This is a genomic window from Microbacterium sp. Leaf161 (assembly GCF_001423645.1).
Taxonomy (GTDB): Bacteria; Actinomycetota; Actinomycetes; order Actinomycetales; family Microbacteriaceae; genus Microbacterium; species Microbacterium forte.
Genome location: NZ_LMOW01000001.1, coordinates 510,688 through 535,623, shown reverse-complemented (window position 1 = coordinate 535,623; position 24,936 = coordinate 510,688). Strand labels below are relative to the sequence as shown.

The window sequence follows — 24,936 nt, the reverse complement described above, 5'->3', positions numbered from 1 at the left end:
AGTTATGACTGCAGTCGCTTACGTGCGAACTCAGCAGACATCACATTGTCCCAAACATCAAGGAGCATTCCATGCCTTCACTCGACGGCGCAGTCGTCCTCATCACCGGAGCGAACGGGGGCATCGGCACCCGTTTCGTCGAGGAGGCGCTCGCGCGCGGAGCGGCCAAGGTGTACGCCACGGCGCGGACGCCGCGCGAGTGGGCCGACGAGCGGGTGGTGCCCCTGCGACTCGACGTCACGGATGCGGAGTCGATCCGCGCCGTCGTCGAGGCGGCACCTGATGTGACGGTGCTCATCAACAACGCCGGCGCCTCTGTGCCGACCGCGGGGATCCTCACGCATACGGACGATGAGATCCGCCACAACGTCGAGACGAACTTCCTCGGACCGCTCTTCCTGACCAGGGCCTACGCCCCGCTGTTGTCGGGTCGCGACGGAGCGACGGTCATCGACATCCACTCTGCTCTCGCCTGGTTCGCCGTCGGCGGCATCTACAGCGCCACGAAGGCGGCGCTGTGGTCGGCCACCAACTCGCTCCGTCTCGAGCTGGCTCCCTCGGGCGTGCACGTCGTCGGCGTGCACGTCGGCTACGTCGACACGGCGATGGCAGAGCACGTGTCGGACCCCAAGACCGACCCCGCCGAGCTGGTGCGTGCGATCCTCGACGCGACCGAGCGCGGGGAGTACGAGGTGCTCGCCGACGAGATCTCCGTGCAGCTCAAGGCCGGGCTCAGTGCGCCGCTCGAGGCGGTCTACCCGCAGCTCCAGCCCGCGGCCGGCTGATCCCGGTCGAACGAGAACGAACAGGGGAAAGACGATGCGCGCAGTCGTGCTCACTAAGTACAAGCAGCCGCTGGAACTCATCGAGGTCGAAGAGCCGCAGGTGGGGGAGCGAGACGTCCTGGTCGCGGTCGAGGCCGTCGGCCTCAACCAGCTGGACGAGAAGATCCGGGCAGGCGAGTTCGCGCAGATCCTGCCGTACTCTCTGCCCGTCGTGATGGGCAACGACGTGGCGGGCACGGTCATCCGGGTCGGCCGCCTGGTCGAGTCCTTCAGAGCGGGCGACCGGGTCTTCGCCCGGCCGGATCAGAATCGGATGGGGCGTTCGCGGAACGGATCGCGGTGGCGGAAGCGGATCTGGCACTGATTCCGGACGGCATCTCGATGGCTGAGGCGGCGTCGCTGCCCCTGGTGGCCCTCACGGCGTGGCAGGCGCTGGTGGAGAGAGGCCACGTCGGACCGGGGCAGAGGGTGCTGATCCACGCGGGCGCCGGCGGCGTGGGCTCGATCGCGATCCAGCTCGCGAAGCATCTCGGCGCGATCGTCGCCACCACCGCGAGCGCGGCGAACGCCGACTTCGTCCGCGAGCTGGGCGCCGACGTCGTGATCGACTACCGCGCGGAGGATTTCGAGAAGATCCTCTCGGAGTACGACTTCGTGCTCGACAGCCTCGGCGGCGAGAATCTCGAGAAGTCGCTGCGGGTCCTGAAGCCCGGCGGCCTCGCCATCGGGATCTCGGGGCCACCCGACCCGGCGTTCGCGAAGCGGATGGGGCTGGGCGTGATGGTGCGCCTCGCGGTCGCCGTGTTGAGCCGCCGGATCCGACGTCAGGCGAAGCGGCTCGGAGTCACCTACGAGTTCCTCTTCATGCGCGCGGATGGCGAGCAGCTGAGTCGCATCGCGACCCTCGTCGATGAGGGCGTCCTCCGGCCCGTGGTCGCGAAGACCTATCCGTTCGAGCAGATCTCCGCCGCGCTCGCCGATCTCGCGTCCGGAGGCAGCCGCGGAAAGATCGTCGCCACCCTCGAGTCCTGATCGCAGCGTCCGCACCGCACGCCCGGACATCGGGTCGGCGGTGCGGACGTGTCGCGTCAGCTGCTGCGGCGGATCGCCCGCACTCCGACCCCCAGTCCGACGGCCGCGACGGCCAGCGCCGAGACCCAGCCCCACAGCACGGTCGGATCGCCCAGATCGCCCGCGAACAGCGCGCGCTCGGCCTGCACCACCCAGTTGACCGGGTTGACCGATGCGACCGCCCGCATCCAGGCGGGGCCGTCGTCGAGCGGCAGCAGCATGCCCGACAGGATCAGCAGCGGGAAGATCAGCGACTGCTGCACTCCCCAGAACAGCCACTCGCGGTCTTTGGTGGCCAGTGCCAGCGAGTACGACAGCGAGCCGAGTCCGACGCCGAAGACCGCGAGCAGCGCGAGCCCGATGAGCAGGCCCGGCAGGTCGATCGCGAAGCCGAACGGCCACGCGATCAGCACGATGATCAGCGCCTGCACCACGATCGGCGCGATCTCCTTGAGCGCACGACCCACGAGCAGCGATGAGCGCGCGAGCGGTGCGACCAGCGTGCGCTCGTGCGAGCCGGTCATCATCTCGTACTGCAGGTTCGACCCGGTGGCTCCGGTGCCGAACAGCACGATCATCACCAGCACGCCGGGCACGAACCAGGCGAGGGTCTCACCGGCGGGCTGACCCGAGCCGCCGATCAGCAGCGGCGCGAACAGGCCGAGGAACACGAGCGGCTGCAGCAGGCTGAAGATCAGCGTGAACGGGTCGCGCAGCACCGGCTTGAGCTCGCGGGTCAGCACGTTCCTGGTGTCGCGCACGAGGTTCGGGCGCACAAGGGTGTCGGTCGTGGCGGTCATGAGAGGACTCCTGTCTTGTCGTTCTCGACACCGGTGTCGGCGTCGGACTCGGATGCATCGGCGCTGCCCTCGCCCGCTTCGCGCAGTGTGCGACCGGTCAGGGCGAGGAAGACGTCATCGAGGGTGGGCGGGACGCCGGTCGCCCGACGGACGAGGATGCCGGCGGCATCCAGCTCGCGCACGATCACCGGCAGCAGTCGGTCGCCGTCCGGCACAGCAAGCGTCAGCGAGTCGCCGTCGATCGACACCTCGGCCGCGCTGAGGCGAGCGACGACGGAGCGCGCGCTCGCCGCATCCGCGTCGTTCGCGAAGCCGAAGGTGAGCACGTCGCCGGCGAGCGTCGCCTTGAGTGCTGCCGCGTCGTCGTCGGCGATGATGCGGCCCTTGTCCATGACCATCACTCGCTCGGCATACCTGTCGGCCTCCTCGAGGTAGTGGGTGGTGAGGAAGACGGTCGTGCCGTGCTGGGTGCGCAGGTCGAGGATGTGCTCCCACAGGTTGGCCCTGCTCTGCGGGTCGAGGCCGGTCGATGGCTCGTCCAGGAAGATCAGCGGCGGCGCGTGCATGAGGCCGAGCGCGATATCGAGCCGACGCTTCTGTCCTCCGCTGAGCTGCTGCACCGTGCGGGTCGCGAACGAGGAGAGATCGAGGGAGTCGATCAGCTCGTCGGCGCGACGGGTGCTGTCGCGCCGGCTCATGCCGTAGAACGCGCCCTGGCTGAGCAGCTCATCGCGCACCCGCTGCGAGAAGCTGCCGCTCGTGAGCTGACCGACGTACCCGATGCGGGCGCGCACCCCGGCGGCATCCGCGCGGATGTCGTGGCCGACCACGCGGGCCGTCCCCGACGTCGGCGGGATGAGCGTCGTCAGCATCCGCAGGCTCGTGGACTTGCCCGCGCCGTTCGGGCCGAGGAACGCGACGAGCTCGCCGCGCACCGCGGTGAAGGAGAGGTCGGTGACCGCTTCGACCGACGTCTTCTTGACGGTGAAGACCTTGGTCAGGCCTTCGGTTTCGATGATGGATTCGTTCGACATGCTCAGAGAGTACGAAGCAACCAGGACAGATTCTGTCCGCGATATCTGAGATTCTTGAAGCATGTCCGACACCACGACCCGAGCCCTCGCCCTGCTCAATCTGCTGCAGACGCATCGGCACTGGCCAGGCACGGAACTTGCGAGCAGGCTCGGCGTCACCGAGCGCACGGTGCGCCGCGACGTCGATCGGCTGCGAGAGCTCGGATACCGCGTGGAGTCGACGCCCGGAGCCGCCGGCGGATACCGTCTCGAGGCCGGAAGCGCCGTGCCACCGCTGTTGCTCACCGATGACGAGGCGGTGACGATGGCTATCGGGTTGCGCGTCGCCGCGACGCAGCAGCTCGTCGGCGGCGCCGAGGTGACCCTGACGGCGCTCGCGAAGCTCGAGCAGGTGCTGCCCTCGCCGCTGCGTCAGCGGGTCAACGCTCTCGCCGCCGCCGTGCAGCCGCAGCGCATCGGCGACGCCCCGGTGGTCTCGCCCGTCGTGCTGGGGGAGATCGCTCTCGCGACCCGAGACCATGAACGGCTGCGGATGCGCTACGTCGACGGGGCGGGGGTCGAGAGCGTCCGCCGGGTCGAGCCGCACGCGCTGGCACCGTCGGGCCGCAAGTGGTTCCTGCTGTGCTGGGATCTCGACCGCGATGACTGGCGGACCTTCCGCGTCGACCGCATCGTCTCGGTCGAGCACACCAGGGTGCTGTTCACGCGACGCGAGATCTCGACCGAGGAGATCGACGAGCGGGTGCTCATCGCCGCGTCGTGGTCGCCGCAGAAGATCGAGGCGGATGCCGTGATGCAGCTGCCGTTCCCCGAGATGCAGGACATGTTCGGGCCCTGGTCGGAGGGCGCGACTCCCGAGGGGGAGCATCGCACGCGCTGGCCCTTCGGCGGCTCGGACTGGCGCGAGGCGATGTACGCGCTGCTCTGGATCCCCGAGGGTGTCGAGTACACGACCAGCTTCCCCGAGCCGCATCGCGCCGAGCTGCGGGAGTCGGTGCAGCGGCTGCTGCGGGCGCTCGATGCGCCGGCTCCGACCGGTGCCGCAAGCGGTCGTGGTCAGGTGAGGTAGGGCGCATCAGGATCGTTCCAGCGCTGGAACGTCTGCACCCACCAGAACCAGGCGAAGAGGCAGAGAGCGATGGCCTCGCCGATGAGCACGATCGGGAAGTCGCCGAGGAATCGGCGGAGGATGAAGCCCGCGAACAGCATCACCAGATTCGCGACCATCAGCCAGGTGATCCACCGGTAGATCGCCTGCTGGCGCGGGGTGGGGGCCGTCTCGTTGTCATCCACCGACCCGAACGAATGCATGATCGGCACAGCCGCGAACGTGCCGAAGAACAGCAGGGTCGCGGCGAAGTGGATGCTCTGCGGGAACGGCCAGAAGTTGAACGGGAAGTCCGCGTTCAACGCCGGTATGAAGGCGAGAGCCGCGAGCACGACCGCGGTGACCACGGCGATGGTCGACACGAGGCGAGCGGACTGCGTGCGGATCTCCTTCTTCGTGCGGATCGCGGTCAGCGTGATCACCATTGCGATCACCACGACGACGTAGGTGGCGACGCCGACCCGTAGATCCCCGAGGTACTCCACGGGAACGCAGTCTTCGGTCTGTCGGCAGGTCAGCCCGTCCACGATCTGATCGGGCGCGATGCCGGTGGGGATGAGCGCGATCAGCGGAGCGAAGATGGCCGATACGTCGAGCAGTGTGGCGGCCCGATGCCGACCGGACAGGGCCAGGAGGGCCAGGGATGCCGCGATCAGCGATCCCACGAAGATGTTCCGGGCCGGGGTGTAGAAGTAGTGGCTGATCGATGGGAGCAGATTCCACCCGAGGGTCAACGGGTCCCAGGCGGTGACGACGGTCTGGATCAAAACGCTCGTCAACAGCGCGAACACGACGAAGACGAGGGATAGGCGCAGGTAGCGATGCGTCTTCAAGCTGGTGGAGGCGGGGTCCTCTTCGACCATCGTCGTCGTCCCTTCTGGGCGCGCCGGGGATGGCGTCGATGCGTCCCCAGCGGCTGCGATTGCAGGTGACAGTACACCCGATATGCCGGTTCGGATAGAGGGTCTCGGTGCGACCTCTCACGCGCGGGGATCCCGCCCCGGCGGCGCCCTAGATCGCTCTTGTCCACGGACGCAGGCGGGAGGAGAATCCCCTCAGGGGGGACCGATCGTTTCAGCGCCGAAATGAAGGAGACCCCCATGAGGATCGTCGTTCCTGGGCAGCAGCCCGAACCTGAACCGCCGGCGAACGTGCCGGTGTGGACAGCCGGTCCTGGTTGGTGGGGGTGTCCGAATCAGCACACCACCATGCTCGGACCCAAGTTCTGCGGCGACTGCGGTGCAGGGCCGGTGCCCTCCCACATCGAGTGGGAGGCCAACAACCAGCTGGCGATCCTGAACGCTCGGGCTCAGCAGCAGCATCCTGGATTCTGAACGATGACTGCGGAAGCGGCCGAGGATTTCTCTCAGGCCTCCCTCTTCATCCGTTCGTGCTCGTTCGCCGAGACGCACTTCGGTCTCAACGTCAACGAGTGCAATGCGCCCGGCGCTCCGGCCAGATGGGGGCCGGTGACCCCGGGGGCGCACTCGCCGAACTCGTTCCACTACCGCGGAAGGGCCGCAGACCTGGTCGGCTCAGAAGCGGACATGCAGCGATTCGTCCGGTGGGCGATCGACACGCACCTGGGAGAGCTCGCGGAGCTGATCCACAACCCCGGCGGTTCCGTCGACAGCGGCCATCGGGTGCCGCCGTCGTTCTGGGGGAGCGCCTGGGGTCGCCATAAAGGGCACGTGCACTTCGCGATATAGCCGGCCAGTCACGACGGCGGCACGAAGGGAGGAACGATGGCCAACGGTGACATCAGCGCGAAGGGACTCGCCTTCATCGGCGGATGGGAGGGATTCAGGGCCCGCCTTTACGACGACGCTCTCGGGCATTGCACAATCGGGTTCGGCCACCTCGTGCACCGGGGCGGATGCTCGGGCAACGAGCCGGCGGGCTTTCGAGACGGCATCACGCGGGCCGAAGGTCTCGCGCTCCTGCGCGCGGATGCGAAGATCGCCGAGCGCGCCGTGAACGAGAGCGTGCACGTGCCGCTCACGCAGCACAAGTTCGATGCGCTGGTGAGCTTCGCCTTCAACGTCGGCAGCGGTGCGTTCAGGGATTCGACGCTTCTCACGGTGGTGAATGGGGGCAGGCATGCCGATGTTCCCGCACAGCTGATGCGCTGGACGAACGGCGGTTTGCCCGGCCTCGTGAACCGTCGGCGTGCGGAATCTGCGCTCTACGTCCACGGGGTCTACTGACGAGGTCGGACGCCGCCGTGTGACGCGGCGTGACGCCTCTTGTCATGCGGGGACGCACTCTGTCAATCCCCGCAACGATCCTGGCCTTCCCGGTCGCAGCCGGGTAGCGTCATTCCCATCGCGGCGATCCGGGCGGTCCCGGGCCTCAGCTCATACCTGAAGGCGTGGCGGGTTCGACTCCCGCCGTCGCGTCCACTTGTTCGGGCTCTGCCCGCGACCCACCCGCGGTCAGCCCCCTGCGCGGCGACCGCGACGCAGACGCTCGAGGGTCTCGCCCGCTGCGACACCGACGAGAACCGTCGCCGTCGTGATCGACAGCGTGAGCGCGTCGACGGTGAAGCCCGCGAGCCGCACAACGGCGAGCAGAGCGAGAGCCACCAGACCGACGAGTTGCGCTCGCGCCCAGCGCCCTTCGAGCACGCGGCGGAACAGCACGGTGCCGGTGAGGAAGAGGAACGGCGCGCCGACGACCACGACGGCCGCGGCGAGGCCGCGCTGGTCGGGAAGCGCGAGCATCTCCTTGTCGCCCACGCTCATCAGCACGATGCCGGCGATGATCAGAAGATGCACCCAGGTGTAGACGGTGCGAGCGAGCCGGGCCGGTTCGCCTGACGCCTCGATCGCCTCGGCGCCGATGCGTTCGCCGTGATCGAAGTAGATCCACCAGGTCGCCGCGGCGGCGACGAACGCCGTCACCAAGGCAGCGATGGATGCGACGGACGATTCCTTGTCGACGAACGCGAAGCCGGTGACCAGCAGGCCTTCACCGAGTGCGATGAGCACGAAGAGGGACGTGCGCTCGGCGATGTGCGGGCCGGAGAGATCCCAGGTCTTCAGCTGCACCTTCCCCCGTCCGGGCACCGGAAAACCGAGCACGGTGCCCAGCAGTTCGAGAGCCAGCGCGGCGGCCCACAACGGCAGCTGCCACCCGAGGGGCAGCAGCGCGCCGACGATCCACAACACGCCACCGGCGACCGCCCAGCAGAGGAGGAGGGAGAAATCGCGGGCCACCCGCCGGTCGTGACGGGCTGTCGCCCACACGATGAAGACCGTGCGTCCCACCTGGAGGACGACGTAGGCGATGGCGAACGCCCATGCGCGATCGCCGAACGCCTCAGCGATCGAGACGCTCATCACGAGCGCCACGAGGGCCAGTGCGATCACCGCCCCGCGCACGGGGAGCGTGACGGGGTCGAGCCAATTGGTGACCCAGGTGGTCGACACCCACGCCCACCACAGGGCGCACACCATGATGACGCCCTCCAGAGCGCCCAAAGGCGTCTGATTCTCGTAGAGGTAGGCAGACAGCTGAGTCAGCGCGAGGACGAACACGAGGTCGAAGAACAACTCGACATAGGTCACTCGATCCGCGCGCGGAGAGTCTGTGGGGCGCAACACGTCGCGGGCCATCCCGAATGCCATGTCACCAGCTTGGCATCGCTTTTCGTCGGGGGAATGGACCCGCGCGCGGCAGGCGCTTCGCCGGGAGACCGCGCAGCTCCAGCGCGGGTCAGTCCGGCGACTCCGTGAGCGCCGCCTCGATCGGAGCCCAGCCGTTCTCGAGAACGGTGAACCCGGCGTCGAGGATCCCGAGCTGGTCGTCGTGTTCGTTGACGAGCAACTGCATCTGCAGGACGAAACGCGAGTAGACGCGGATCTCCGGGGTCGGCTCGGGGAGCTCGAGCTCGTCCGCGATCGCATCCGACAGGGCGTCCTCGTGTCGCAGCCACATCTTCGCGGCGTAGTCCCGCAGTGCCGGAGTCTCGTTGAGAAAGCGCAGGAAGATCCGCGTCACGTCGTTGCCGTGCTCATCGATGTTGGCCCCGACCTCTGCGGTGTAGAAGTCGCGGATCGCCTGATTGATCGTGGTGCCGTCCGGTCGGTCTCGGACGGCACCGACGAGCCGGTCGCGCTGCTCGTCGTCCTCGTCGAAGACGAGCGCCTCCTTCTGAGGGAAGTGCGCGAACACCGTCGTGGGCGAGACGTCGGCGGCATCGGCCACCTCGCGGATGCTGACGTTGTCGAAACCTCGCTCGAGGAACATCATCGTCGCGACATCGGAGATGTTCTTGCGGGTCGCCGCCTTCTTGCGTTCGCGTCGTCCGAGTGGCTCGGTATTCGTCATGCATCCACCGTATCGCGGACTCGTTCCAAAACTGGCTTGACAACAAAACTGGTATTGATACAGTTTCGGAGTGACTTCACTAACGAACCCGCCCGCGCGCAGCGACAAGCGCGCCTGGATCATGCTCATCGTGTTGACGATGCTCACCGTCGTCGGCATGACCGTCGTGCTCCCCGTCCTCCCCTTCGTCGTGCTGCAGTACGTCTCGCACGAGGGCGATCTCGCGATCTGGGTCGGTGTGCTCGAAGCCGTCAACGGCCTGTGCGCCTTCCTGGTAGCCCCCTTCCTCGGTCGCCTCTCCGACCGCTTCGGTCGACGCCCGGTGATCATCGCCGCCGCGTTCGGTGCTGCTTTCGCCATGACGCTCTTCGGCATCGGCGGTGCGATCTGGGTCCTGGTGCTCGCTCGCGTGATCCAGGGGGTGACCGCCGGTGACCTGCCGGCGCTCTTCGCCTACCTCGCAGACATCACCCCGCCCGAGAAGCGCGCGCAGCGGTTCGGCCTGCTCGGCGCTCTCTCGGGGATCGGAATGATGATCGGCCCCGCCATCGGCGGACTCCTCGCGGCAGTGAGCCTGCAGCTGCCGGTCTTCCTCACCGCGGCCGTCGCCCTCACGATCGCGATCCTCAGCATCTTCCTGCTGCCCGAGAGCCTGAAGCCCGAGAACCGCATCGAGCGCATCTCGATCCGTGAGATCCAGCCGTTCGGCGTCTTCACCGAGGCGTTCGGCCGCAAGGAGCTGCGGGGACTGATGATCGGATTCGGCCTGCTCGCGCTGCCGTTCGGCTTCTTCGTCAACAACTTCAGTGTGCTGGCGCTCGACTCGATCAGCTGGGGGCCGACCCAGATCGGTCTCCTCACCGCGGGCGTCGGCATCATCGACATCCTCATCCAGGGCGTGCTGCTCGGCATCCTGCTGCCTCGCATCGGCGAGCGCGGTGTGATCATCAGCGGCATCGTCGCGCAGACGATCGGACTCGTCGGCCTTGCGGTCGTCGCCTCGGTCTTCGCGCAGCCGTGGGTGTTCATCGTCGGTGCATTGATGCTCGCCGCAGGGCAGGGAGCCGCCACGGCAGCGCTGGATGGTGCCATGTCGAACGCGGTCGGCGACGACGAGCAGGGGTGGCTCGGAGGAGCGACCCAATCGCTCAACGCCGCGATGAACACCGCCGCGCCGCTGATCGCGGGCGCGCTCTACGTCACCGTCAGCCACGCGGCGCCGTACTGGCTGGGGGCGGTGCTGATGGTCGTCGCTGCGATCGTCGTCGGCCGCGCGCACATCGCGAACACCGCGAAGAGGGATGCCGGAGAGCAGTCGTCAGCGCGCACCGCGAACGGCATCCCGCTCGAGCCCGTCGACATCGTCGGCTGATACGGGCACCCCGAGCCGGGGGATGATGGATGCATGCCCACCCCTCATCGCCCCGGCCTGCGGGTCTCGGCGGGTCTCACGATCCCCGAGGCCGAGCTGTCGTGGCGCTTCTCTCGTTCGTCGGGGCCGGGCGGGCAGGGTGTGAACACCGCGGACTCGCGAGTGGAGCTGTTCTGGGATGCTGGCGGCAGCGCCGTGCTCTCGCCGCACCAGCGCGAGCGTCTGCTCGAGCGGCTGAGCGGGCGGCTGGTGAACGGAGTGCTGACGATCGCCGCCTCCGAGCATCGAGCGCAGCTGCGCAACCGCGATGCGGCGCGGGAGCGGCTGGTGGCGCTCGTCGGCGAGGCGCTGCGTCCTCCCGCACCTCCCCGCCGCGCGACCAAGCCGAGCCGCGGGTCGAAAGAGCGTCGGCTGACAGCGAAGAAGCAGCGCACTGACGTCAAGAGATTGCGCAAGCCGCCGCGCGACGGCTGACGAGCCGGATCAGTCCTTGCTGCCGCGCACCAGTTCGAGACCGGCGCCGGCGAACTGCCGCAGCGTGGCATCCGGCAAGAAGGCTCGCGTGAGGGCCGTGCCGATGGCCGCGAGGTCGGCCTCGTCGCGGAACAGCAGGTACATCGTCTCGTAGCGCGGGTGGAACTTCTGCTTGAAGCGGTGCAGCGACGCGAAGCCGTAGACGGGCTCGAGCGCTTCGGCGAGGCGATCGCTGAGCACGGCGATCATGCCGGCATCCGGCGGATAGTCGTGGGCGAGCGGAGCCCCCGAGAGCGACATGATCTGGGCGCCCTCCTCCGAGAACTGCTTCGCAGACGATCCGATGAGATACTCCATGACGGGAGCGAAGCCGCCGTCGCGGCGCCGCATCAGGTCGAGCGTCCATCCGCGCACGGTTCCCCCCTCGCCGTAGACCGGCAGCCACGACAGGAATCCGTCGACGTCGCCGTTCGGGGCGAGTGCCAGAGCCAGTCGCACCTCGGGGTCCTCGGCCTCGTCGAGCGTGCCGAGGGTGAACCGCATCTCGGGGAGGTCCTTGTCGCCGACCCAGGCCTCCGAGATCGCCCGCAGCTGCTGCCGCACCCCCCACGACTCGTCGCCGAGTCGGGTCAGCCGGAAGGTCATGTCCTCGCGTCCTGCTCGATTGAGCGAACTGCGCACCGAGTTCCACCTCTTGCCGGTGAACTCCAGACCCGGCAGGTCGACGATCGTGTCGTCGGCGACCACGAGGCTGCGCCAGCCCGCGGGCACGGCATCCCGCGTCGCGTCGTCGGCGCTGAAGAAGCACGGCACGAGGCCCGCGAGCTCGGCGGTGCGGATGAACTCCGCGACGGCGTCTGCACGCGACTCCGAGGGACCGATCGGGTCGGCCAGCGCGAGCGCGACCCCGGCTCGCCGCTGGTACGCGACGATCCCTGCGGCGCTGCGGGCGTAGCTGTTGCCCTCCCACGTCGTCATCCACGACAGGGTGCCGCCGCCGTGCGCGCGCAACTCGGTCTTGACGTCGTCGACGGTCGGGGCCGGTTGGATTCCGAGCGGTGACTTGCGCTTCGCCCGGAACGCCCGACGCACCGCGACCAGGTAGACGAGCAGGATCACCCAGAGGAATCCGTTGGCGAGCGCGAGCTCGGTCTCGCCATCCCAGCGGAGGTCGACCTGCGCCTGCGAGAACACGGTGATCAGGATGAGCACGAGCGCCGCGATCAGGATGTTGAAGAGTCCGAGCAGGATCACGAGCACCCACGACCAGCGTCGACCCCGCAGCAGTCCGTTCACGAGCACGGCGATGACCACGAGATCGATCGCCAAGTCGATGAATCCGCCCGACACGGGCTCCGTCGGACCGAACGGGCCGTCGGTCGCCACCAGGGTCGTGATGATCTCGACCGCACCCAGCACCAGCAGGGAGATGACGGCGATCAGGCGCTGTTCGCGCACGGTGGTCCGCTGCACGCGCAGGGTGCGGTCGACGACCAGGATCAGCAGCACGGCGAGCAGATGCTCGAGATCCGCGACCGCACCCCAGAACAGCATCGCGATGAAGACGAATCCGAGCAGCACGAGCCAGCCGCGCACCCGCCACGGTGGGCGGAACAGTCCGATCGCCGCGGCGATGCAGGCCATGGTGCCGCCGGAGGCGCCGACATCGAGCGCCTGAGCCTGCTCCTGAGCCCAGGCCCACGGCAGCTGCGAGGCGAAGAAGAGCACGAGTGCGGTGGCCAGGATCGCGAAGAGCTGCCCGACCCAGTAATAGGCGAGCGCGACCCTGGTGCCACGGCGGTACTCGAGGTACGCCATGCCCCAGAATCCCGAGATCGTGAACACGTACACCCAGGGTGCGTTGACGAAGAACGTTCCGGTGAGCGGCGTCCACCACATGCCCTGCGCGAGGTTGGGCAGACCGTACGCGACGGTGCCGAACAGGTCCGTCTTCTCGAACGGGCTCCACAATCCCTGCCAGACCACGCCGACGACGAGGATCACCGAGACCATCGTGAGGGTGGCCGGCATGCGTCGCAGGACCGCGAGAACAGGATGCGATGTGGGGGTTCGCGCCTCGGTCATGCGCTCAGCGTAGCGAGACCGATGTATCGGTGGGGAGCCCGCGGATGCGCCGCCGTTCGCCGACCGCAGATCCTGGCTGTCGCTCGGCGCCGATACCGCGTTGGATGGAGTCATGCCCGCTCATCCATCCCTCCGCGCGTCGACCGCACGTCGGCGCGCATCGATCGCGCTCGCGACGGCATCCGTCGCCCTGCTCGCGGCCTGCACGTCGCAGCCGTCACCGACGCCCGTGTCGGGCACGCAGTCGTTCGTCGAAGACCTCGACGCTCCGTGGTCGATCGCGTTCCACGACGGTGTGCCTCTGGTCAGCGAGCGCGACAGCGCCCGCGTGCTCGAGGTCGGCGAGGCCGGCGAGGTGCGCGAGGTCGCGGTGATCGAGGGGGTGTCGCCGGGCGGAGAGGGCGGATTGCTCGGGCTCGCAGTCAGCGGCGGCGAGCTCTTCACGTATTTCACGGCGCAGGGCGAGAACCGTGTCGAGCGGCGGACGATCGTCGGGGATGCAGGTGGACTGTCGCTCGGACCCGCCACCGTGGTGATCGACGGCATCCCCGCCGCCGGCAACCACAACGGCGGGCGCATCGCGTTCGGGCCCGACGGGATGCTGTACGTCACGACGGGCGACGCGGGCGATCGTGACAGCGCTCAGGACCGCGACGTGCTGTCGGGCAAGATCCTGCGGCTCACACCCGAAGGAGAGGTTCCCGCAGACAACCCCTTCGACGACTCGCCCGTCTACAGCTACGGGCACCGCAATCCGCAGGGCATCGCCTGGGATGCGGAAGGCGGAATGTACGCGAGCGAGTTCGGGCAGGACACCTGGGATGAACTCAACGTCATCGAGCCCGGCGGCAACTACGGCTGGCCCGAGGTCGAGGGAATCGCCGACGACGGCGACTACATCGACCCCGTGCAGCAGTGGCGGCCGGATGCGGCGAGCCCGAGCGGCATCGCCGTGACGAGCTCGAGCATCGTGATCGCGAACCTCCGGGGCGAGCGCCTGCGCACGGTGCCGCTCGATGATCTGACGGCCGGCACCGAACAGTTCGTCGGCGAGTTCGGCCGCCTGCGCGATGTCGTGGTCGGGCCGGGAGGAGACGCCTGGATCCTCACGAACAACACCGACGGACGCGGTGATCCGTCAGACGGAGACGACCGCATCCTCCGGCTCTCTCTCGACTGATCGGGCCGCGGCGGTCAGACTCAGGCGAAGGCGTCGACGCCTGTCGCGGAGACCGACAGCGCCCAGAGTCGCTCGGCGGCCTCGGGGTCGATCGCCCACTCCTTCACCCCGCCGGTGGTCATGTCGCTGTGGTCGGGCGCGACGGTCCCCTTGATCGAGCAGTCCTCGCAATACGCACCGCTGCGCTCGACCAGCTCCGTGGCGGTCGCTGCCCAGAGCCCTGTCGACGCACCTTCAGCCGGTGTCTTGAAACGCGGGTTCGGGGTGCCGTCCTCATCGATCCAGCCGCGAGAGAGCAGCTCCTCACGGGGAACGTGCCGCTGCAGCTCGGTCATGATCCCGCCGGGATGCACCGAGAAGGCGAGGATGCCGCGCTCGGCGCCACGTCGCGCAAGGCCCACCGCGAACAGAGCGTTCGCCGTCTTCGACTGCCCATAGGCGACCCAGGGGTCGTACGGCGTCGTCGCGAAGTCGATGTCGTCGAACCGCACGGGGGAGCGGAAGTGCCCTCCGGATGAGTACGAGATGACGCGGGCGTGGTCCGACAGCAGGTCGGCCACCCCGCCGACCAGGGCGAAGTGACCCAGGTGGTTGGTGCCGAACTGCGACTCGAAGCCCTGCGCCGTGTGACCGAACGGGGTGGCCATGATGCCGGCGACGTTCAGCACGAGGTCGATCGGCTCACCGTCGCGACGCACCGATTCCGTGAACGCCGCGACGGAGTCGAGGTCGCCGAGATCGGCACCCCGTACCTCCGCCTCCGCGATCCCGTCGAGCGCCTGCTGCGCCGCATCCATACGCCGTGCCGGAACGATCACGCGCACACCGGCATCCGCCAGCGCGCGCACCGTCTCGAGTCCCAGTCCGGAATAGCCGCCGGTGACGATCGCGGTCTTGCCTGCGAGGTCTGTGCCCGCGATCACCTCGGCCGCGGTGGAGCGGTAGCCGAACTCTGACGAGAGCGGCTGCTGGCGGGCGATCATGTCGAGAGGAGCTGTCATGATCCGACCGTACGATCTAGAGTGCACTCGAAGTCAAGGAGGAGTCCTCGTGGTTGATGTGGTCGACACGACGCGCACGTTCAGCATCGGCGAACTCGCGCGCCTGGCGGGCGTGAGCGTGCACACCCTGCGCTGGTACGAGGCCGAGGGGCTGTTCCCTCGTGATGTGCCCCGCACCTCCGGCGGGCGGCGCGTGTACGCCCATGATTCGCTCGCATGGCTCGCCCTGCTGGGGCGGCTCCGCGAGTCCGGAGCGCCGATCGCGCTGCTGCGCGAATACGCCGCCCTCGTGCGAGCGGGCAGCGGCAATGAGGCCGAGCGACTCGCCCTGCTGCGTGCACACGAACGCTCACTCGATGCGCAGATCGAGTCGCTGATCGCCTGTCGACAGGTGATCCACGACAAGGCCGCGGGGTATCAGGAGGCCCTCGTCGCCCGCGGCCTGCTCTGATCGCTCGCGCGGATCGTGACGATCCCGTCCGCGGCGGGCGAGCCGGCATCTCCGAGCCGTGAGACAGGACGCCGCGGTGAACTCGAAGCGAGCGTGGACGTTTGGGGCTGTGCCGCACATGTATAGGCATGGAGAGAATCGGGGACACGATGCCTGAGATGACAGACGACGAACTTGACCGTCTCTTGAGAGTGGCGGGATCGTCGCTGACACCGCGGACGGCCGCATTGGAGGAGGAGCTGACCGGTCTCACCGTAGCGACCAAGTCGAAAGCTGCTCGCGGCATCGTGCGCAGACCGATGAGGCTCGCAGCGGCAGGAGCGCTGGGAATCGTGCTGCTCGGGGGCACGGCTGCGGCGGCGAACGGACTCTGGGAGCCCTGGGCCACGACCCCCGACGGAGTGTTCACGTATGTCCTTCCCAGCGGGATCGAATGCGAGGAGCGCGTCGGAGACATCACGGCCGAGAACCCCGAAGTCAGAGCCGCCGTGCACGGGATCTTCGCTGAGATGGATGTCGTCGCAGCAGCAGACATCGAGGAGTGGCGGCATCGTCTCGAGAGCGATCCCGCATACGTGGATCTCGCTCAGCAGTGGGTGGACGAAGGAACGTCCGACCTCCACACGGTCGAGGACATGATCGCTCAGGGAGCTGTCTCCCGAGCGGTGATGGAGGTCGTCGATGCGGAGCTCCTGGAGAGAGGCTTCGACCCTGAAGCGCCTGAGAACATGGCATCGATGCGCGGCCAGGCGATGTGCAGCGGGGGAGAGAAGTGAGTAGGGCGCGGGAGTCCGAAGCCCCGGATGCCGTGAAGATCATCACCGACAACTCCGCCGACCTTCTGGCCTACTTCGAACGGCGAGCGGATGACGGCGAAGCCGCCGACCTGCTGTCCGAGACGATGTTCACGGCATGGCGCAGAAGCGATGCGATGCCGACCGAGCACACAGAAGCACGGATGTGGCTGTTCGGCATCGCGCGGCTGACCCTGGCGAACGCGCAGCGGTCGTCGTTGCGACGGTGGAGGCTCGCTGACCGATTGCGCGGGCACCTGCTCGCACACCCCTCCACCCATGACGACGCGGAGGCGATCGACGTGAGGGATGCTGTGCGCCGCCTTCCTGCCGAGCATCGTGACCTCATCGGGCTCGTCCATTGGGAGGGGTTCTCGCTCGTGGAAGCTGCTCAGATCATCGGCATTCCCGCGTCCACCGCGCGGGGTCGATACCAGGCTGCTCGTCATCGCCTCGTGAGCGTGTTGTCGCAGCACGAATCGCCCGCTCCGAGTCGAGGAGCGAGCTGAGCGGTCCCGCCCATTCAGCCGTTCACCGCCTCCTCGATCGCCGCCTTGAGGTCGCCCCACGCCTCCAGCACGACGGGTTCGCCGTCGATGAAGAAGCTGGGCGTGCTGCGCACTCCGAGCCGCTCGCCGTCGCTCTTGTCCGCCTGCACGCGTTCGAGCGTCGCCGGGTCGGCGACCGCCGCGTCGTAGGCGGCCATGTCTAGTCCGAGGTCGACGGCGAGTGCGCGGAACACCTCCGGAGTCTCCTCAGACTGCTCGCCCCACTGTGCCTGCGTCTCGAACAGCCGGTGGTACATGTCCTCGAAGCGGTCCTGCTCGGCCGCAGCCTCGGCGGCGAGAGCGGCCTGCGTCGAGTTGATATGCCCCGGCAGCGGGAAGTAGCGGACGACGTAGGTGATCTCGCCGGAATACTGCTCGCGCAGGTCTTCGACGATCGGGTAGAACGCGGCGCACGCCTCGCACTCGAAGTCGAGGAACTCGACGACCGTGACGGCACCGGCCCCTCCGTCGTCGAGCACGTGCGAGTCGGTGCGGACGGTCTGCAGCTTCTCACCCTCGGGCGGAGCCGGATCAGCGGCCTGCTGCGACATGGCATAGACGATGCCGACGATCGCGAGGACGATCGCGACGGCGATGGCGATGAGGGTCGCCTTGACAGGGGTCTTCATGGGGATCTCCAACGGTGCGGATCAGGCAGGGTGATGAGGCCGCGACGAGAGCGCGGCCGGGGGTCGCCGATGAACGACGTGCCTGATTCAGGTGCGGGAGAGCGAGAGCTGCGTGAGGGTGAGCGCGGGCACATGCCGGCGAGGGCCAGCACGACTGGGCGCCGATGCGCGCAGGGAGGTGCCACGGTGAAGAAGCGTCGTGCCCCTGGCGGACCGCAGCGACAGCAGCACGAGCAGGAAGCAGCAGAGCGCAGCGACGATGACGATCCCGGCGTCCGACGGAGCAGTCTCCACCACACTCGTGTGGTCGTGGTGCACGGCGGTCGACGCGACGCTCGCACCGGGCGCGAGGCACAGCGTCGCGTGCGCATCGGCCTTGCCATGCGACGTCGACCAGGCGCCGATCACGAGCACCAGGGCGAGGCCGAGCGCGAGAGCGACCCGGAGGATCAGCATCCGCTCGACGCCCTGGTGTCGCAGTCGCATCGACGGGGCATGCATGGTGCGCGCAGTCTAACAATCGGGCATCGGCGCCCGCTCGACGGCGCCCCGCAGGTCCACGTCCCGCAGACCCGCCTACACTGGAGGGGTGGCGAGACTGTTGATCGTGGGTGGCTTCCTGGCCGCCATCTTCTGGGTGTTCAGCATCGTCGACTGCGCAGTGCAGCCGCCGACGCGTCACCGGGGCGTGCCCAAGGCCGCGTGGATCGCGATCGTCGTCTTCATCCCGGTCATCGGCGGGATCCTCTGGTTCACGCTCGGCCGACGCCGCGCCAACGACAACGGCGGAGCGATCCGCATCATCGCCCCCGACGACGATCCCCAGTTCCTCCGCAGCATCAGCAAGAGCGAGCAGGATGCGCGCATCCGCCGCCTCGAAGAGGAGCTGGCGAAGCTCGAGGACGAGACCGACGACGGCACCGCACCGGACGGCACCGCGCCGGACACACGTCCGTGACCGCATCGCCGGCGACGGATGCCGCGGCATCCCTGATCGCCGACCTCATCGGCCACGGCGTCCGCGATCTCGTGCTCTCGCCGGGCTCTCGATCTCAGTCGCTCGCGCTCGCCGCAGTGCACGCCGCGAACCAGGGGCACCTGCGCCTGCATGTGCGCATCGATGAGCGCGTCGCAGGGTTCACGGCGCTGGGCCTCTCGCGTGAGACCGGCGTTCCCGCCGCGGTGCTCTGCACCTCGGGAACGGCCGCCGCGAATCTCCTCCCCGCGGCGATGGAGGCGTTCCATTCCGGTGTGCCGCTGCTGCTGCTGACCGCCGACCGCCCGCCCGAGCTCCGCGGAGTCGGAGCCAACCAGGCGACGATCCAACCGGGCATGTTCGCCTCCTGGGTGCGCGAGCAGATCGACGCACCTGTTCCCGGTGACGGCGACTGGTCAGGTCTGGCGGTGCGAGCCGTCGCGGCCGCGATGGGGGCCGATGCCGGGCACGGCCTCCCGGGAGTCTCAGGCCCCGTGCACCTGAATCTGCCCTCACGCGAGCCGCTGTCGGGCGACGTTCCCGCTGTCGACATCGCACCGGGCGAGGCTCCGAGGCCGGTCGCCGCAGAGCCGCTCGTGCTCGAGCGCGGGCCGCGTACGGTCGTGATCGCGGGTGCCGATGCCGGGCCGGATGCCGAAGAGGTCGCGCATTCCGGATCCTGGCCGCTGATCGCCGAGATCGTCAGCGGCGCCCGCTTCGGACGTCAGGTCGTGCACGGCTACCGAGCGCTGCTGAGCGACGACGAGTTGGGTGGCCGGATCGAGCGCGCCATAGTGCTCGGGCATCCGACTCTCAGCCGCGAGGTGGCCCGCCTGCTGTCGCGTGCCGACGTCGAGGTGATCGCCGTCCACCGCGGTGGTGAGGCCCTCGACCTCAACGGGCGCACGACGCCTGCGGCATCCGTCGCGGTCGCCTCCGGCCCGGCCGATCGCGAGTGGCTCGGGGCCTGGCTCACGGCATCCGCCGCGCACGCCGTCGACCTCAGCGAGCGCGCCCCTGATCAGGACGGTCTCACCTCCACCGATCCGTCCGCTCGACGCGATGCCGTGAAGGCCGAGCTGGCTGCCGTGCGCCGCCCGCTCGATCGCGAACTCCTCGCCGACGCCGTCTGGCGGGCGACCTGGCCGCACGACCGGCTCGTCTTCGGCTCTTCGCGCCTCGTCAGGGTGGCCGACTCGGTGCTCGGCGGCAAGAAGGTTCCGGTGCACGCCAACCGCGGACTCGCGGGGATCGACGGCACGATCGCGACTGCCACGGGCATCGCTCTCGCGAGTCAGGCCGGGGGAGCCCCGGGGGTCACCCGCGTGCTGCTCGGCGACCTCGCCTTCCTGCACGACGTCGGAGCGCTGCTGCTGCCGCCGGATGAGCACGAACCGCGCATTCAGGTCATCGTGGGCAACGACGGCGGCGGCACGATCTTCGACGGCCTGGAGGTCGCGGGCACCGCGGCTCGCGCCGATCTCGACAGAGCGTTCTACACGCCGCACACGGTGCGTCTCGAGCAGCTGGCCCTCGCATACGGGTGGGAGTATCAGCGCGTCACGACCCGCACCGCGCTCGATCAGGCCCTCACCGCTCCGGCCGGTGGTCGTCAGCTGATCGAGGTGCCGCTCACGCGCTGATCCGGTTCGCCGCGGCGGGCGTCCGCAGTGGCAGGATGAACGCATGACAGCGCACGAGTGGGCGAAGACCCTTCAGGTCGGCGACGGATTCCGTCTCTCCGACGTCGATCCGCAGAGCACGCTCGGGTACAGCGGCGCGAAGGCCGACGGCAAGCGCGATCTCGCGTCCGGTCTCGACGAGCTCAATCAGCTGCAGGAGCGGTTGTTCGCAGAGAGTCGCGTCGGAGTCGCGAAGGACTCGGTGCTGCTGATCCTGCAGGCGATGGACTCGGCGGGCAAGGGAGGCATCGTGCGGCACGTCGTCGGCGGCGTCGACCCGCAGGGTGTCGCGCTCACGGCGTTCAAGGCGCCGACGGAGGAGGAGCTCGCGCACGACTTCCTGTGGCGTGTCGCCAAGCGGCTGCCGGAGCCCGGGTTCATCGGGGTCTTCGACCGCTCGCACTATGAGGACGTGCTCATCGGTCGGGTGCGGTCGCTGGCCCCGGCCGACGAGATCGAACGGCGGTACGACGCGATCAACGAGTTCGAGGCCGAGGTCGCGGCCTCCGGCACCCGCATCATCAAGGTCATGCTGCACATCTCTCGCGACGAGCAGAAGTCGAGACTGATGGAACGGCTCGAGCGGGCCGACAAGCACTGGAAGTACAACCCGGGCGACGTCGACGAGCGACTGCTCTGGGACGACTACATGGCGGCCTATCAGACGGCGTTCGAGCGCACCTCGACCGCTGCGGCGCCCTGGCATGTGATCCCGGCCGACCATAAGTGGTTCGCCCGCCTCGCCGTGCAGGAGCTGCTGCTCGACGCTCTGCAGCAGATCGATCCGCAGTGGCCGGCGGCCGACTTCGACGTCGAGGCCGAGAAGAAGCGTCTCGCAGCGAGCTGACCGGGTGACGAGCGGGCGTCGCTCAGGCGAGGGCGTCGACCAGCGGACGGAACTTGACGCGGGTCTCGAGCAGCTCCGACTCGGGGTCCGAGCCGGCGACGATTCCCGCGCCCGCATAGGCGGTGACGGCGATGTCGGTCTCGGCCGGGGTGAACTGCGCGCAGCGCAGCGCGATGGCCCACTCGCCGTTGCCGGCTCCGTCGACCCACCCGACCGGGCCGGCATAGCGACCGCGGTCGAACGGCTCGAGTTCGCGGATCGCCGCGATCGCAGCGGATGTGGGGGTTCCTGCCACAGCGGCCGTCGGATGCAGGGCGCCGACCAGATCGAGCGACGAGCCGCCGTCGGCCAGCTCGCCCTCGACATCGGTCGCCAGGTGGAAGAGGTTCGGCAGCTTGAGCAGGAAAGGCTGCTCGCTCGCGGCCAGCGCGCGCGTGTGCGGGCGCAGCGAGGCGAGCACGCTCTGCACCGCATATTCGTGCTCGTCGAGATCCTTGGTGCTCGAGGCCAGGTGAGCGGATGCCGCGGTGTCGGCGTCCGCATCTGCTCCTCGGCCGATGGTTCCGGCCAGCACGCGGGCGGTGACGGTGCGCTGCCGCACGGTGACGAGCGTCTCGGGGCTCGCGCCGATCAGCCCGTCGACCGCGAAGGCCCATGTGTCGGGGTATCCGGTCGACAGCGCGCGCACGAGTCGGCGCAGGTCGGATCCGGCGGGGATGCTGCCGGTGAGGTCGCGAGCGAGCACGACCTTGCTGAGCGCGCCACCGGCGATGCGGTCGAGCGCCTGGCGGACCGAGTCCTGGTAGCCCTGCGGGCTCTGTGCCCCCGGCCCGACCGTGCCGGCCCAGTGGGGGCCGTAGCCGATCGTCGACGCATCGGGCTGCGGTTCGACAGCGGAGTTCGACGCCGAGCGGATGCGGGTGAGCCACGTGCGTCCGTGGTGTCGGCCGATCACGAGCGCAGGCACGACGAGGACGCTGTCGGCGGCGGAGTCCTCGTCGAAGGTCAGCGCACCGAACGCGACGAGCCCCGAGCCGGGAAGCCGGAGGCCGTCGTCGATATCGGCATCCTTCGCCAGGTCTCGCCAGGCGGCGGCGATGGCGGCCGAGCGCATGGACGCAGCGCCTGCGGGAATGCGGATCGTCTCGACCACGCCGTCTCCCACGGCGACGATGCCGTCACCGCGGCGCAGCCAGGCGAGGGGCCGCGACGGGTCGGCGTAGGCCAGGAGATCCTCGACCGGATCGATCTCTCGGGTCTCCACGACCAGCCTGCTGCTCACCCCTCCAGCCTAGTTCGTCGCTCGTCGACCGGGATGTGAGTGACCCCGCCTACGCTGAGTGCATGAGCGACGCCCGCCCCGCCCCCGGCACCGAGATGATCTTCCAGTGGCGCAAATGGGACGGCTCGCCGCATTGGCGGCACGAGTGCGTGTATCTCGGTGCAGACGAGTGGGGCGACTGGATGGGCCAGCCGGCCGGCTGGCCCAGCGCTCGACCGGGTGCGGCCTACATCGCAGAGACCCCCAACGTGACGCTGGTGCCGCGACAGCCCGACTTCGCCCTGACCGTGAATCGCGATCATCCGAAGGGCATGCGCGTCTACATCGACATCGGATGGGATGTGCGCTGGTCGGACGACCCGCTGCTGGCGGTCGGCATCGATATGGACCTCGACGTCGTGAGGGTCGATGGGCCGCGGGGCATCTGGGTCGACGACCGCGACGAGTGGGCCGAGCACATCGTGCAGTACGGATATCCCGCCGAGATCATCACCCGGCTCGAGGCCCTCGCGCTCGACCTCGAGCAGCGCGTGCGCGATCAGACCGCTCCGTTCGACGATGCGACTCCGGATCTCTGGCTCGATCGCCTCGATGCCCTGCACCTCGCGCCTAGACTGGGCACGTGACCTCGAACGAAGCAAACCGCGCCGATCTCGGCAAGGACCCGGCCCGCGTCAGCGGCATGTTCGACCAGGTCGCCGCGGGCTACGACCGCACGAACACGGCGATGACGGTCGGCAACGACGCCCTCTGGCGCGCAGCCACGACCAGGGCGGTCGCCCCGAAGCCCGGGGAGAAGATCCTCGACCTCGGTGCAGGCACCGCGTCGTCGTCGGCATCCCTCGCCCGCAGCGGAGCGCAGGTCGTCGCCGCCGACTTCTCACCCGGCATGCTCGCCGAGGGCAAGCGGCGCCACGGCAGCATCCGCAATCTCTCGTTCGTGCAGGCGGATGCCACCGATCTGCCCTTCGAGGACGGTGAGTTCGACGCCGTCACCATGTCGTACGCCCTCCGCAACGTCAACGATCCGAAGAAGGCGCTCCGCGAACTGCTGCGGGTGACGAAGCCGGGCGGTCGCCTCGTGATCAACGAGTTCTCGACCCCGCCCGGCACCCTGTTCCGTGCCGGGTACCGTTTCTACAACTCGCAGGTGCTGCCTCGGGTGGCCCGCATCGCCGGCACGAACGGCGACGCGTACGACTACCTGAACGAGTCGATCCGCGACTGGCCGGATCAGAAGAAGCTCGCTGCGTGGATCCGCGAGGCGGGGTGGACCGAGGTCGAGTACCGCAACCTCTCGTTCGGGATCGTCGCACTGCACCGGGCGTTCAAGGCCGCGTGAGTACGACGCGCGAACCCGCACGGCTGACGACGGTAGGCTGAGACCGTGACTTCGAGCCGCGTAGCCCCGGGTTCGCGACTGGCGAGCCGTCTCGGTTTCAGCGACCGTGTCTTCATCGGCACTGCCGGTCGACGCATCGCTCAGGCGATCGAAGACGGTCTCGAGCGTGTCGAGACCGGTCTCGCAGACGATGTGCGCGTCGCCGACCCGCTGGCCGACGCCGCGAGCCGCTACCTCTACGAGGCGGGGGGCAAGCGCATCCGCCCCGTGCTGACGCTGCTGGCGGCTCAGCTGGGCGACGGCAACACCGAGCAGGTGATCGACGTCGCGAAGGCTCTGGAGATCACGCACCTCGGCTCGCTGTACCACGACGATGTCATGGACGGTGCCGACCGCCGACGTGGCGTCCCCGCCGCTCACGCGGTGTGGGGCAACAACATCGCGATCCTCACGGGCGACATCCTCTTCTCCCGCGCGAGCCAGCTGATGTCGCGTCTGGGCGAGCGCGCCATCCGCCTGCAGGCCGACACCTTCGAGCGGCTGGTCCTCGGCCAGATGCACGAGACTCTCGGTGCGCAGCCCGGAGACGACCCCATCGAGTTCTACCTCCAGGTGCTCGCCGACAAGACCGGTTCCCTGATCGCCGCGGCGACCCAGGGCGGCGTGATCTTCTCGAACGCACCCTCGGAATACGAAGAGCCGCTGCGTGTGTACGGCGAGAAGATCGGCGTCGCCTTCCAGCTGCTCGACGACGTGATCGACCTGTCGGCCAAGCCCGAGGACACGGGCAAGGTGCCGGGAACCGACCTGCGCGCCGGCGTTCCGACGATGCCGTACCTGCTGCTGAAGGCAGAGACCGACGACGCGTCGATCGACCTCGCCGCCCGCATCGACGACGGGGTCACCCGCATCGCCGAGGGCGAGGACCCCGGGATCCTCGACGGCCCGCTCACCGAGCTCCGAGACCACGTCGGCACTCAGAAGACCCTCGCGCTCGCGCATTCCTGGACCCGGGATGCGATCGATGCGCTCACCGCGCTTCCGCGCGGCACCGTGCGCGATGCGCTCACCCGTTTCGCAGAGACCCTCGTCGAACGCTCCAGCTGACCGCGTCGCGGCCGTCGGCCGCGTGCGTCGGGCGTG

General features: G+C 68.7%; 29 protein-coding genes and 1 tRNA gene. 20 read left to right on the top strand and 10 right to left on the bottom strand.

Annotation, left to right across the window (positions count from 1 at the left end):
* Nucleotides 1–71 precede the first annotated feature (71 nt).
* Genes ASF87_RS02660 through ASF87_RS02655 form a run of 3 tightly spaced genes read left to right on the top strand, consistent with a single transcriptional unit; the run spans nt 72 to nt 1,817 of the window.
* A complete protein-coding gene (locus tag ASF87_RS02660) occupies nt 72–785 on the top strand; it encodes an SDR family oxidoreductase (RefSeq protein ID WP_056373941.1) in 714 nt (237 codons plus the stop codon).
* Nucleotides 786–819: 34 nt separating this feature from the next.
* Complete coding sequence (locus ASF87_RS18140) at nt 820–1,149, top strand: alcohol dehydrogenase catalytic domain-containing protein (RefSeq protein WP_327037334.1); 330 nt, start codon at nt 820–822, stop codon at nt 1,147–1,149.
* Nucleotides 1,125–1,817: an NADP-dependent oxidoreductase gene (locus ASF87_RS02655; RefSeq protein ID WP_327037333.1), complete on the top strand. Its 693-nt coding sequence runs from the start codon at nt 1,125–1,127 to the stop codon at nt 1,815–1,817. Before ASF87_RS18140 ends, ASF87_RS02655 begins: the two co-directional genes overlap by 25 nt.
* Before the next feature lie 56 nt (nt 1,818–1,873).
* On the opposite strand, the gene ASF87_RS02650 is transcribed toward ASF87_RS02655, so the two are convergent.
* On the bottom strand, nt 1,874–2,656 hold the full coding sequence (locus tag ASF87_RS02650; protein ID WP_056373939.1) for an ABC transporter permease: 783 nt from the start codon (nt 2,654–2,656) through the stop codon (nt 1,874–1,876).
* On the bottom strand, nt 2,653–3,690 hold the full coding sequence (locus ASF87_RS02645) for an ATP-binding cassette domain-containing protein (RefSeq protein ID WP_082508729.1): 1,038 nt from the start codon (nt 3,688–3,690) through the stop codon (nt 2,653–2,655). Before ASF87_RS02645 ends, ASF87_RS02650 begins: the two co-directional genes overlap by 4 nt.
* Before the next feature lie 61 nt (nt 3,691–3,751).
* On the opposite strand from ASF87_RS02645, the gene ASF87_RS02640 reads away from it, so the two are divergent.
* Nucleotides 3,752–4,759 carry a helix-turn-helix transcriptional regulator gene (locus ASF87_RS02640; RefSeq protein ID WP_056373936.1) on the top strand — a complete coding sequence of 336 codons (1,008 nt, stop codon included), beginning with the start codon at nt 3,752–3,754 and terminating at the stop codon, nt 4,757–4,759.
* Here the strand turns inward: ASF87_RS02640 and ASF87_RS02635 are convergent.
* On the bottom strand, nt 4,747–5,661 hold the full coding sequence (locus ASF87_RS02635) for a hypothetical protein (RefSeq protein WP_056373934.1): 915 nt from the start codon (nt 5,659–5,661) through the stop codon (nt 4,747–4,749). The genes ASF87_RS02640 and ASF87_RS02635 overlap by 13 nt on opposite strands.
* Before the next feature lie 237 nt (nt 5,662–5,898).
* Between ASF87_RS02635 and ASF87_RS17625 the strand changes: the two genes are divergently transcribed.
* From ASF87_RS17625 to ASF87_RS17620, 4 genes are all read left to right on the top strand, one after another.
* Nucleotides 5,899–6,132 (top strand): hypothetical protein, encoded by a 234-nt coding sequence (locus tag ASF87_RS17625; protein WP_157549983.1) that lies wholly within the window; start codon nt 5,899–5,901, stop codon nt 6,130–6,132.
* 3 nt (nt 6,133–6,135) lie between these two features.
* Entirely contained in the window at nt 6,136–6,507 is a 372-nt protein-coding gene (locus ASF87_RS02630; RefSeq protein ID WP_056373932.1) for a hypothetical protein, read from the top strand.
* A 36-nt stretch (nt 6,508–6,543) separates the two neighbouring features.
* On the top strand, nt 6,544–7,005 hold the full coding sequence (locus ASF87_RS02625) for a lysozyme (protein WP_056373929.1): 462 nt from the start codon (nt 6,544–6,546) through the stop codon (nt 7,003–7,005).
* A gap of 119 nt (nt 7,006–7,124) precedes the next feature.
* A tRNA-Met gene (locus ASF87_RS17620) sits at nt 7,125–7,200 on the top strand.
* Between the two features lie 33 nt (nt 7,201–7,233).
* Here ASF87_RS17620 and ASF87_RS02620 read toward each other — a convergent pair.
* On the bottom strand, nt 7,234–8,427 hold the full coding sequence (locus ASF87_RS02620) for a low temperature requirement protein A (RefSeq protein WP_056373928.1): 1,194 nt from the start codon (nt 8,425–8,427) through the stop codon (nt 7,234–7,236).
* A gap of 88 nt (nt 8,428–8,515) precedes the next feature.
* Entirely contained in the window at nt 8,516–9,130 is a 615-nt protein-coding gene (locus ASF87_RS02615) for a TetR/AcrR family transcriptional regulator (protein WP_056373926.1), read from the bottom strand.
* 70 nt (nt 9,131–9,200) lie between these two features.
* Here ASF87_RS02615 and ASF87_RS02610 point away from each other — a divergent pair, with 70 nt between their 5' ends.
* Both ASF87_RS02610 and arfB read left to right on the top strand, forming a co-directional pair.
* Nucleotides 9,201–10,502 (top strand): MFS transporter, encoded by a 1,302-nt coding sequence (locus ASF87_RS02610; RefSeq protein WP_235558849.1) that lies wholly within the window; start codon nt 9,201–9,203, stop codon nt 10,500–10,502.
* Between the two features lie 33 nt (nt 10,503–10,535).
* Complete coding sequence (gene arfB, locus ASF87_RS02605; RefSeq protein ID WP_056373922.1) at nt 10,536–10,976, top strand: alternative ribosome rescue aminoacyl-tRNA hydrolase ArfB; 441 nt, start codon at nt 10,536–10,538, stop codon at nt 10,974–10,976.
* Between the two features lie 9 nt (nt 10,977–10,985).
* On the opposite strand, the gene ASF87_RS02600 is transcribed toward arfB, so the two are convergent.
* Entirely contained in the window at nt 10,986–13,061 is a 2,076-nt protein-coding gene (locus tag ASF87_RS02600) for a bifunctional lysylphosphatidylglycerol flippase/synthetase MprF (RefSeq protein WP_056373920.1), read from the bottom strand.
* 112 nt (nt 13,062–13,173) lie between these two features.
* On the opposite strand from ASF87_RS02600, the gene ASF87_RS02595 reads away from it, so the two are divergent.
* Complete coding sequence (locus tag ASF87_RS02595) at nt 13,174–14,241, top strand: PQQ-dependent sugar dehydrogenase (RefSeq protein WP_082508728.1); 1,068 nt, start codon at nt 13,174–13,176, stop codon at nt 14,239–14,241.
* A gap of 20 nt (nt 14,242–14,261) precedes the next feature.
* Here ASF87_RS02595 and ASF87_RS02590 read toward each other — a convergent pair whose 3' ends face one another.
* On the bottom strand, nt 14,262–15,242 hold the full coding sequence (locus tag ASF87_RS02590) for an oxidoreductase (protein WP_200933686.1): 981 nt from the start codon (nt 15,240–15,242) through the stop codon (nt 14,262–14,264).
* Between the two features lie 49 nt (nt 15,243–15,291).
* On the opposite strand from ASF87_RS02590, the gene ASF87_RS02585 reads away from it, so the two are divergent.
* From ASF87_RS02585 to ASF87_RS02575, 3 genes are all read left to right on the top strand, one after another.
* A complete protein-coding gene (locus ASF87_RS02585; protein WP_042538666.1) occupies nt 15,292–15,693 on the top strand; it encodes a MerR family transcriptional regulator in 402 nt (133 codons plus the stop codon).
* Nucleotides 15,694–15,851: 158 nt separating this feature from the next.
* Nucleotides 15,852–16,469, top strand: coding sequence for a hypothetical protein (locus tag ASF87_RS02580; protein WP_056373916.1), 618 nt, complete (start codon nt 15,852–15,854; stop codon nt 16,467–16,469).
* Nucleotides 16,466–16,996 (top strand): RNA polymerase sigma factor, encoded by a 531-nt coding sequence (locus ASF87_RS02575; protein ID WP_056373914.1) that lies wholly within the window; start codon nt 16,466–16,468, stop codon nt 16,994–16,996. The genes ASF87_RS02580 and ASF87_RS02575 overlap by 4 nt, the downstream gene beginning before the upstream one ends.
* Nucleotides 16,997–17,010: 14 nt before the next feature.
* On the opposite strand, the gene ASF87_RS02570 is transcribed toward ASF87_RS02575, so the two are convergent.
* Nucleotides 17,011–17,664: a DsbA family protein gene (locus ASF87_RS02570; RefSeq protein ID WP_056373912.1), complete on the bottom strand. Its 654-nt coding sequence runs from the start codon at nt 17,662–17,664 to the stop codon at nt 17,011–17,013.
* An 87-nt stretch (nt 17,665–17,751) separates the two neighbouring features.
* A complete protein-coding gene (locus ASF87_RS02565) occupies nt 17,752–18,165 on the bottom strand; it encodes a hypothetical protein (protein WP_235558848.1) in 414 nt (137 codons plus the stop codon).
* Nucleotides 18,166–18,253: 88 nt separating this feature from the next.
* Here ASF87_RS02565 and ASF87_RS02560 point away from each other — a divergent pair, with 88 nt between their 5' ends.
* Genes ASF87_RS02560 through ASF87_RS02550 form a run of 3 tightly spaced genes read left to right on the top strand, consistent with a single transcriptional unit; the run spans nt 18,254 to nt 21,169 of the window.
* Nucleotides 18,254–18,622: a PLD nuclease N-terminal domain-containing protein gene (locus ASF87_RS02560; protein WP_042538672.1), complete on the top strand. Its 369-nt coding sequence runs from the start codon at nt 18,254–18,256 to the stop codon at nt 18,620–18,622.
* On the top strand, nt 18,619–20,283 hold the full coding sequence (menD, locus tag ASF87_RS02555) for a 2-succinyl-5-enolpyruvyl-6-hydroxy-3-cyclohexene-1-carboxylic-acid synthase (RefSeq protein ID WP_056373911.1): 1,665 nt from the start codon (nt 18,619–18,621) through the stop codon (nt 20,281–20,283). Before ASF87_RS02560 ends, menD begins: the two co-directional genes overlap by 4 nt.
* Nucleotides 20,284–20,326: 43 nt before the next feature.
* On the top strand, nt 20,327–21,169 hold the full coding sequence (locus tag ASF87_RS02550) for a polyphosphate kinase 2 family protein (protein ID WP_056373908.1): 843 nt from the start codon (nt 20,327–20,329) through the stop codon (nt 21,167–21,169).
* Between the two features lie 22 nt (nt 21,170–21,191).
* Here ASF87_RS02550 and ASF87_RS02545 read toward each other — a convergent pair whose 3' ends face one another.
* Nucleotides 21,192–22,451, bottom strand: a complete 1,260-nt coding sequence (locus ASF87_RS02545; RefSeq protein ID WP_056373907.1) for an isochorismate synthase — start codon at nt 22,449–22,451, stop codon at nt 21,192–21,194.
* Nucleotides 22,452–22,513: 62 nt separating this feature from the next.
* Here ASF87_RS02545 and ASF87_RS02540 point away from each other — a divergent pair, with 62 nt between their 5' ends.
* Genes ASF87_RS02540 through ASF87_RS02530 form a run of 3 tightly spaced genes read left to right on the top strand, consistent with a single transcriptional unit; the run spans nt 22,514 to nt 24,900 of the window.
* On the top strand, nt 22,514–23,077 hold the full coding sequence (locus tag ASF87_RS02540; RefSeq protein WP_056373905.1) for a hypothetical protein: 564 nt from the start codon (nt 22,514–22,516) through the stop codon (nt 23,075–23,077).
* Nucleotides 23,074–23,793, top strand: a complete 720-nt coding sequence (locus ASF87_RS02535; RefSeq protein WP_042538682.1) for a class I SAM-dependent methyltransferase — start codon at nt 23,074–23,076, stop codon at nt 23,791–23,793. The genes ASF87_RS02540 and ASF87_RS02535 overlap by 4 nt, the downstream gene beginning before the upstream one ends.
* Before the next feature lie 45 nt (nt 23,794–23,838).
* Complete coding sequence (locus ASF87_RS02530; RefSeq protein ID WP_042538684.1) at nt 23,839–24,900, top strand: polyprenyl synthetase family protein; 1,062 nt, start codon at nt 23,839–23,841, stop codon at nt 24,898–24,900.
* The last annotated feature ends 36 nt before the right edge of the window (nt 24,901–24,936 follow it).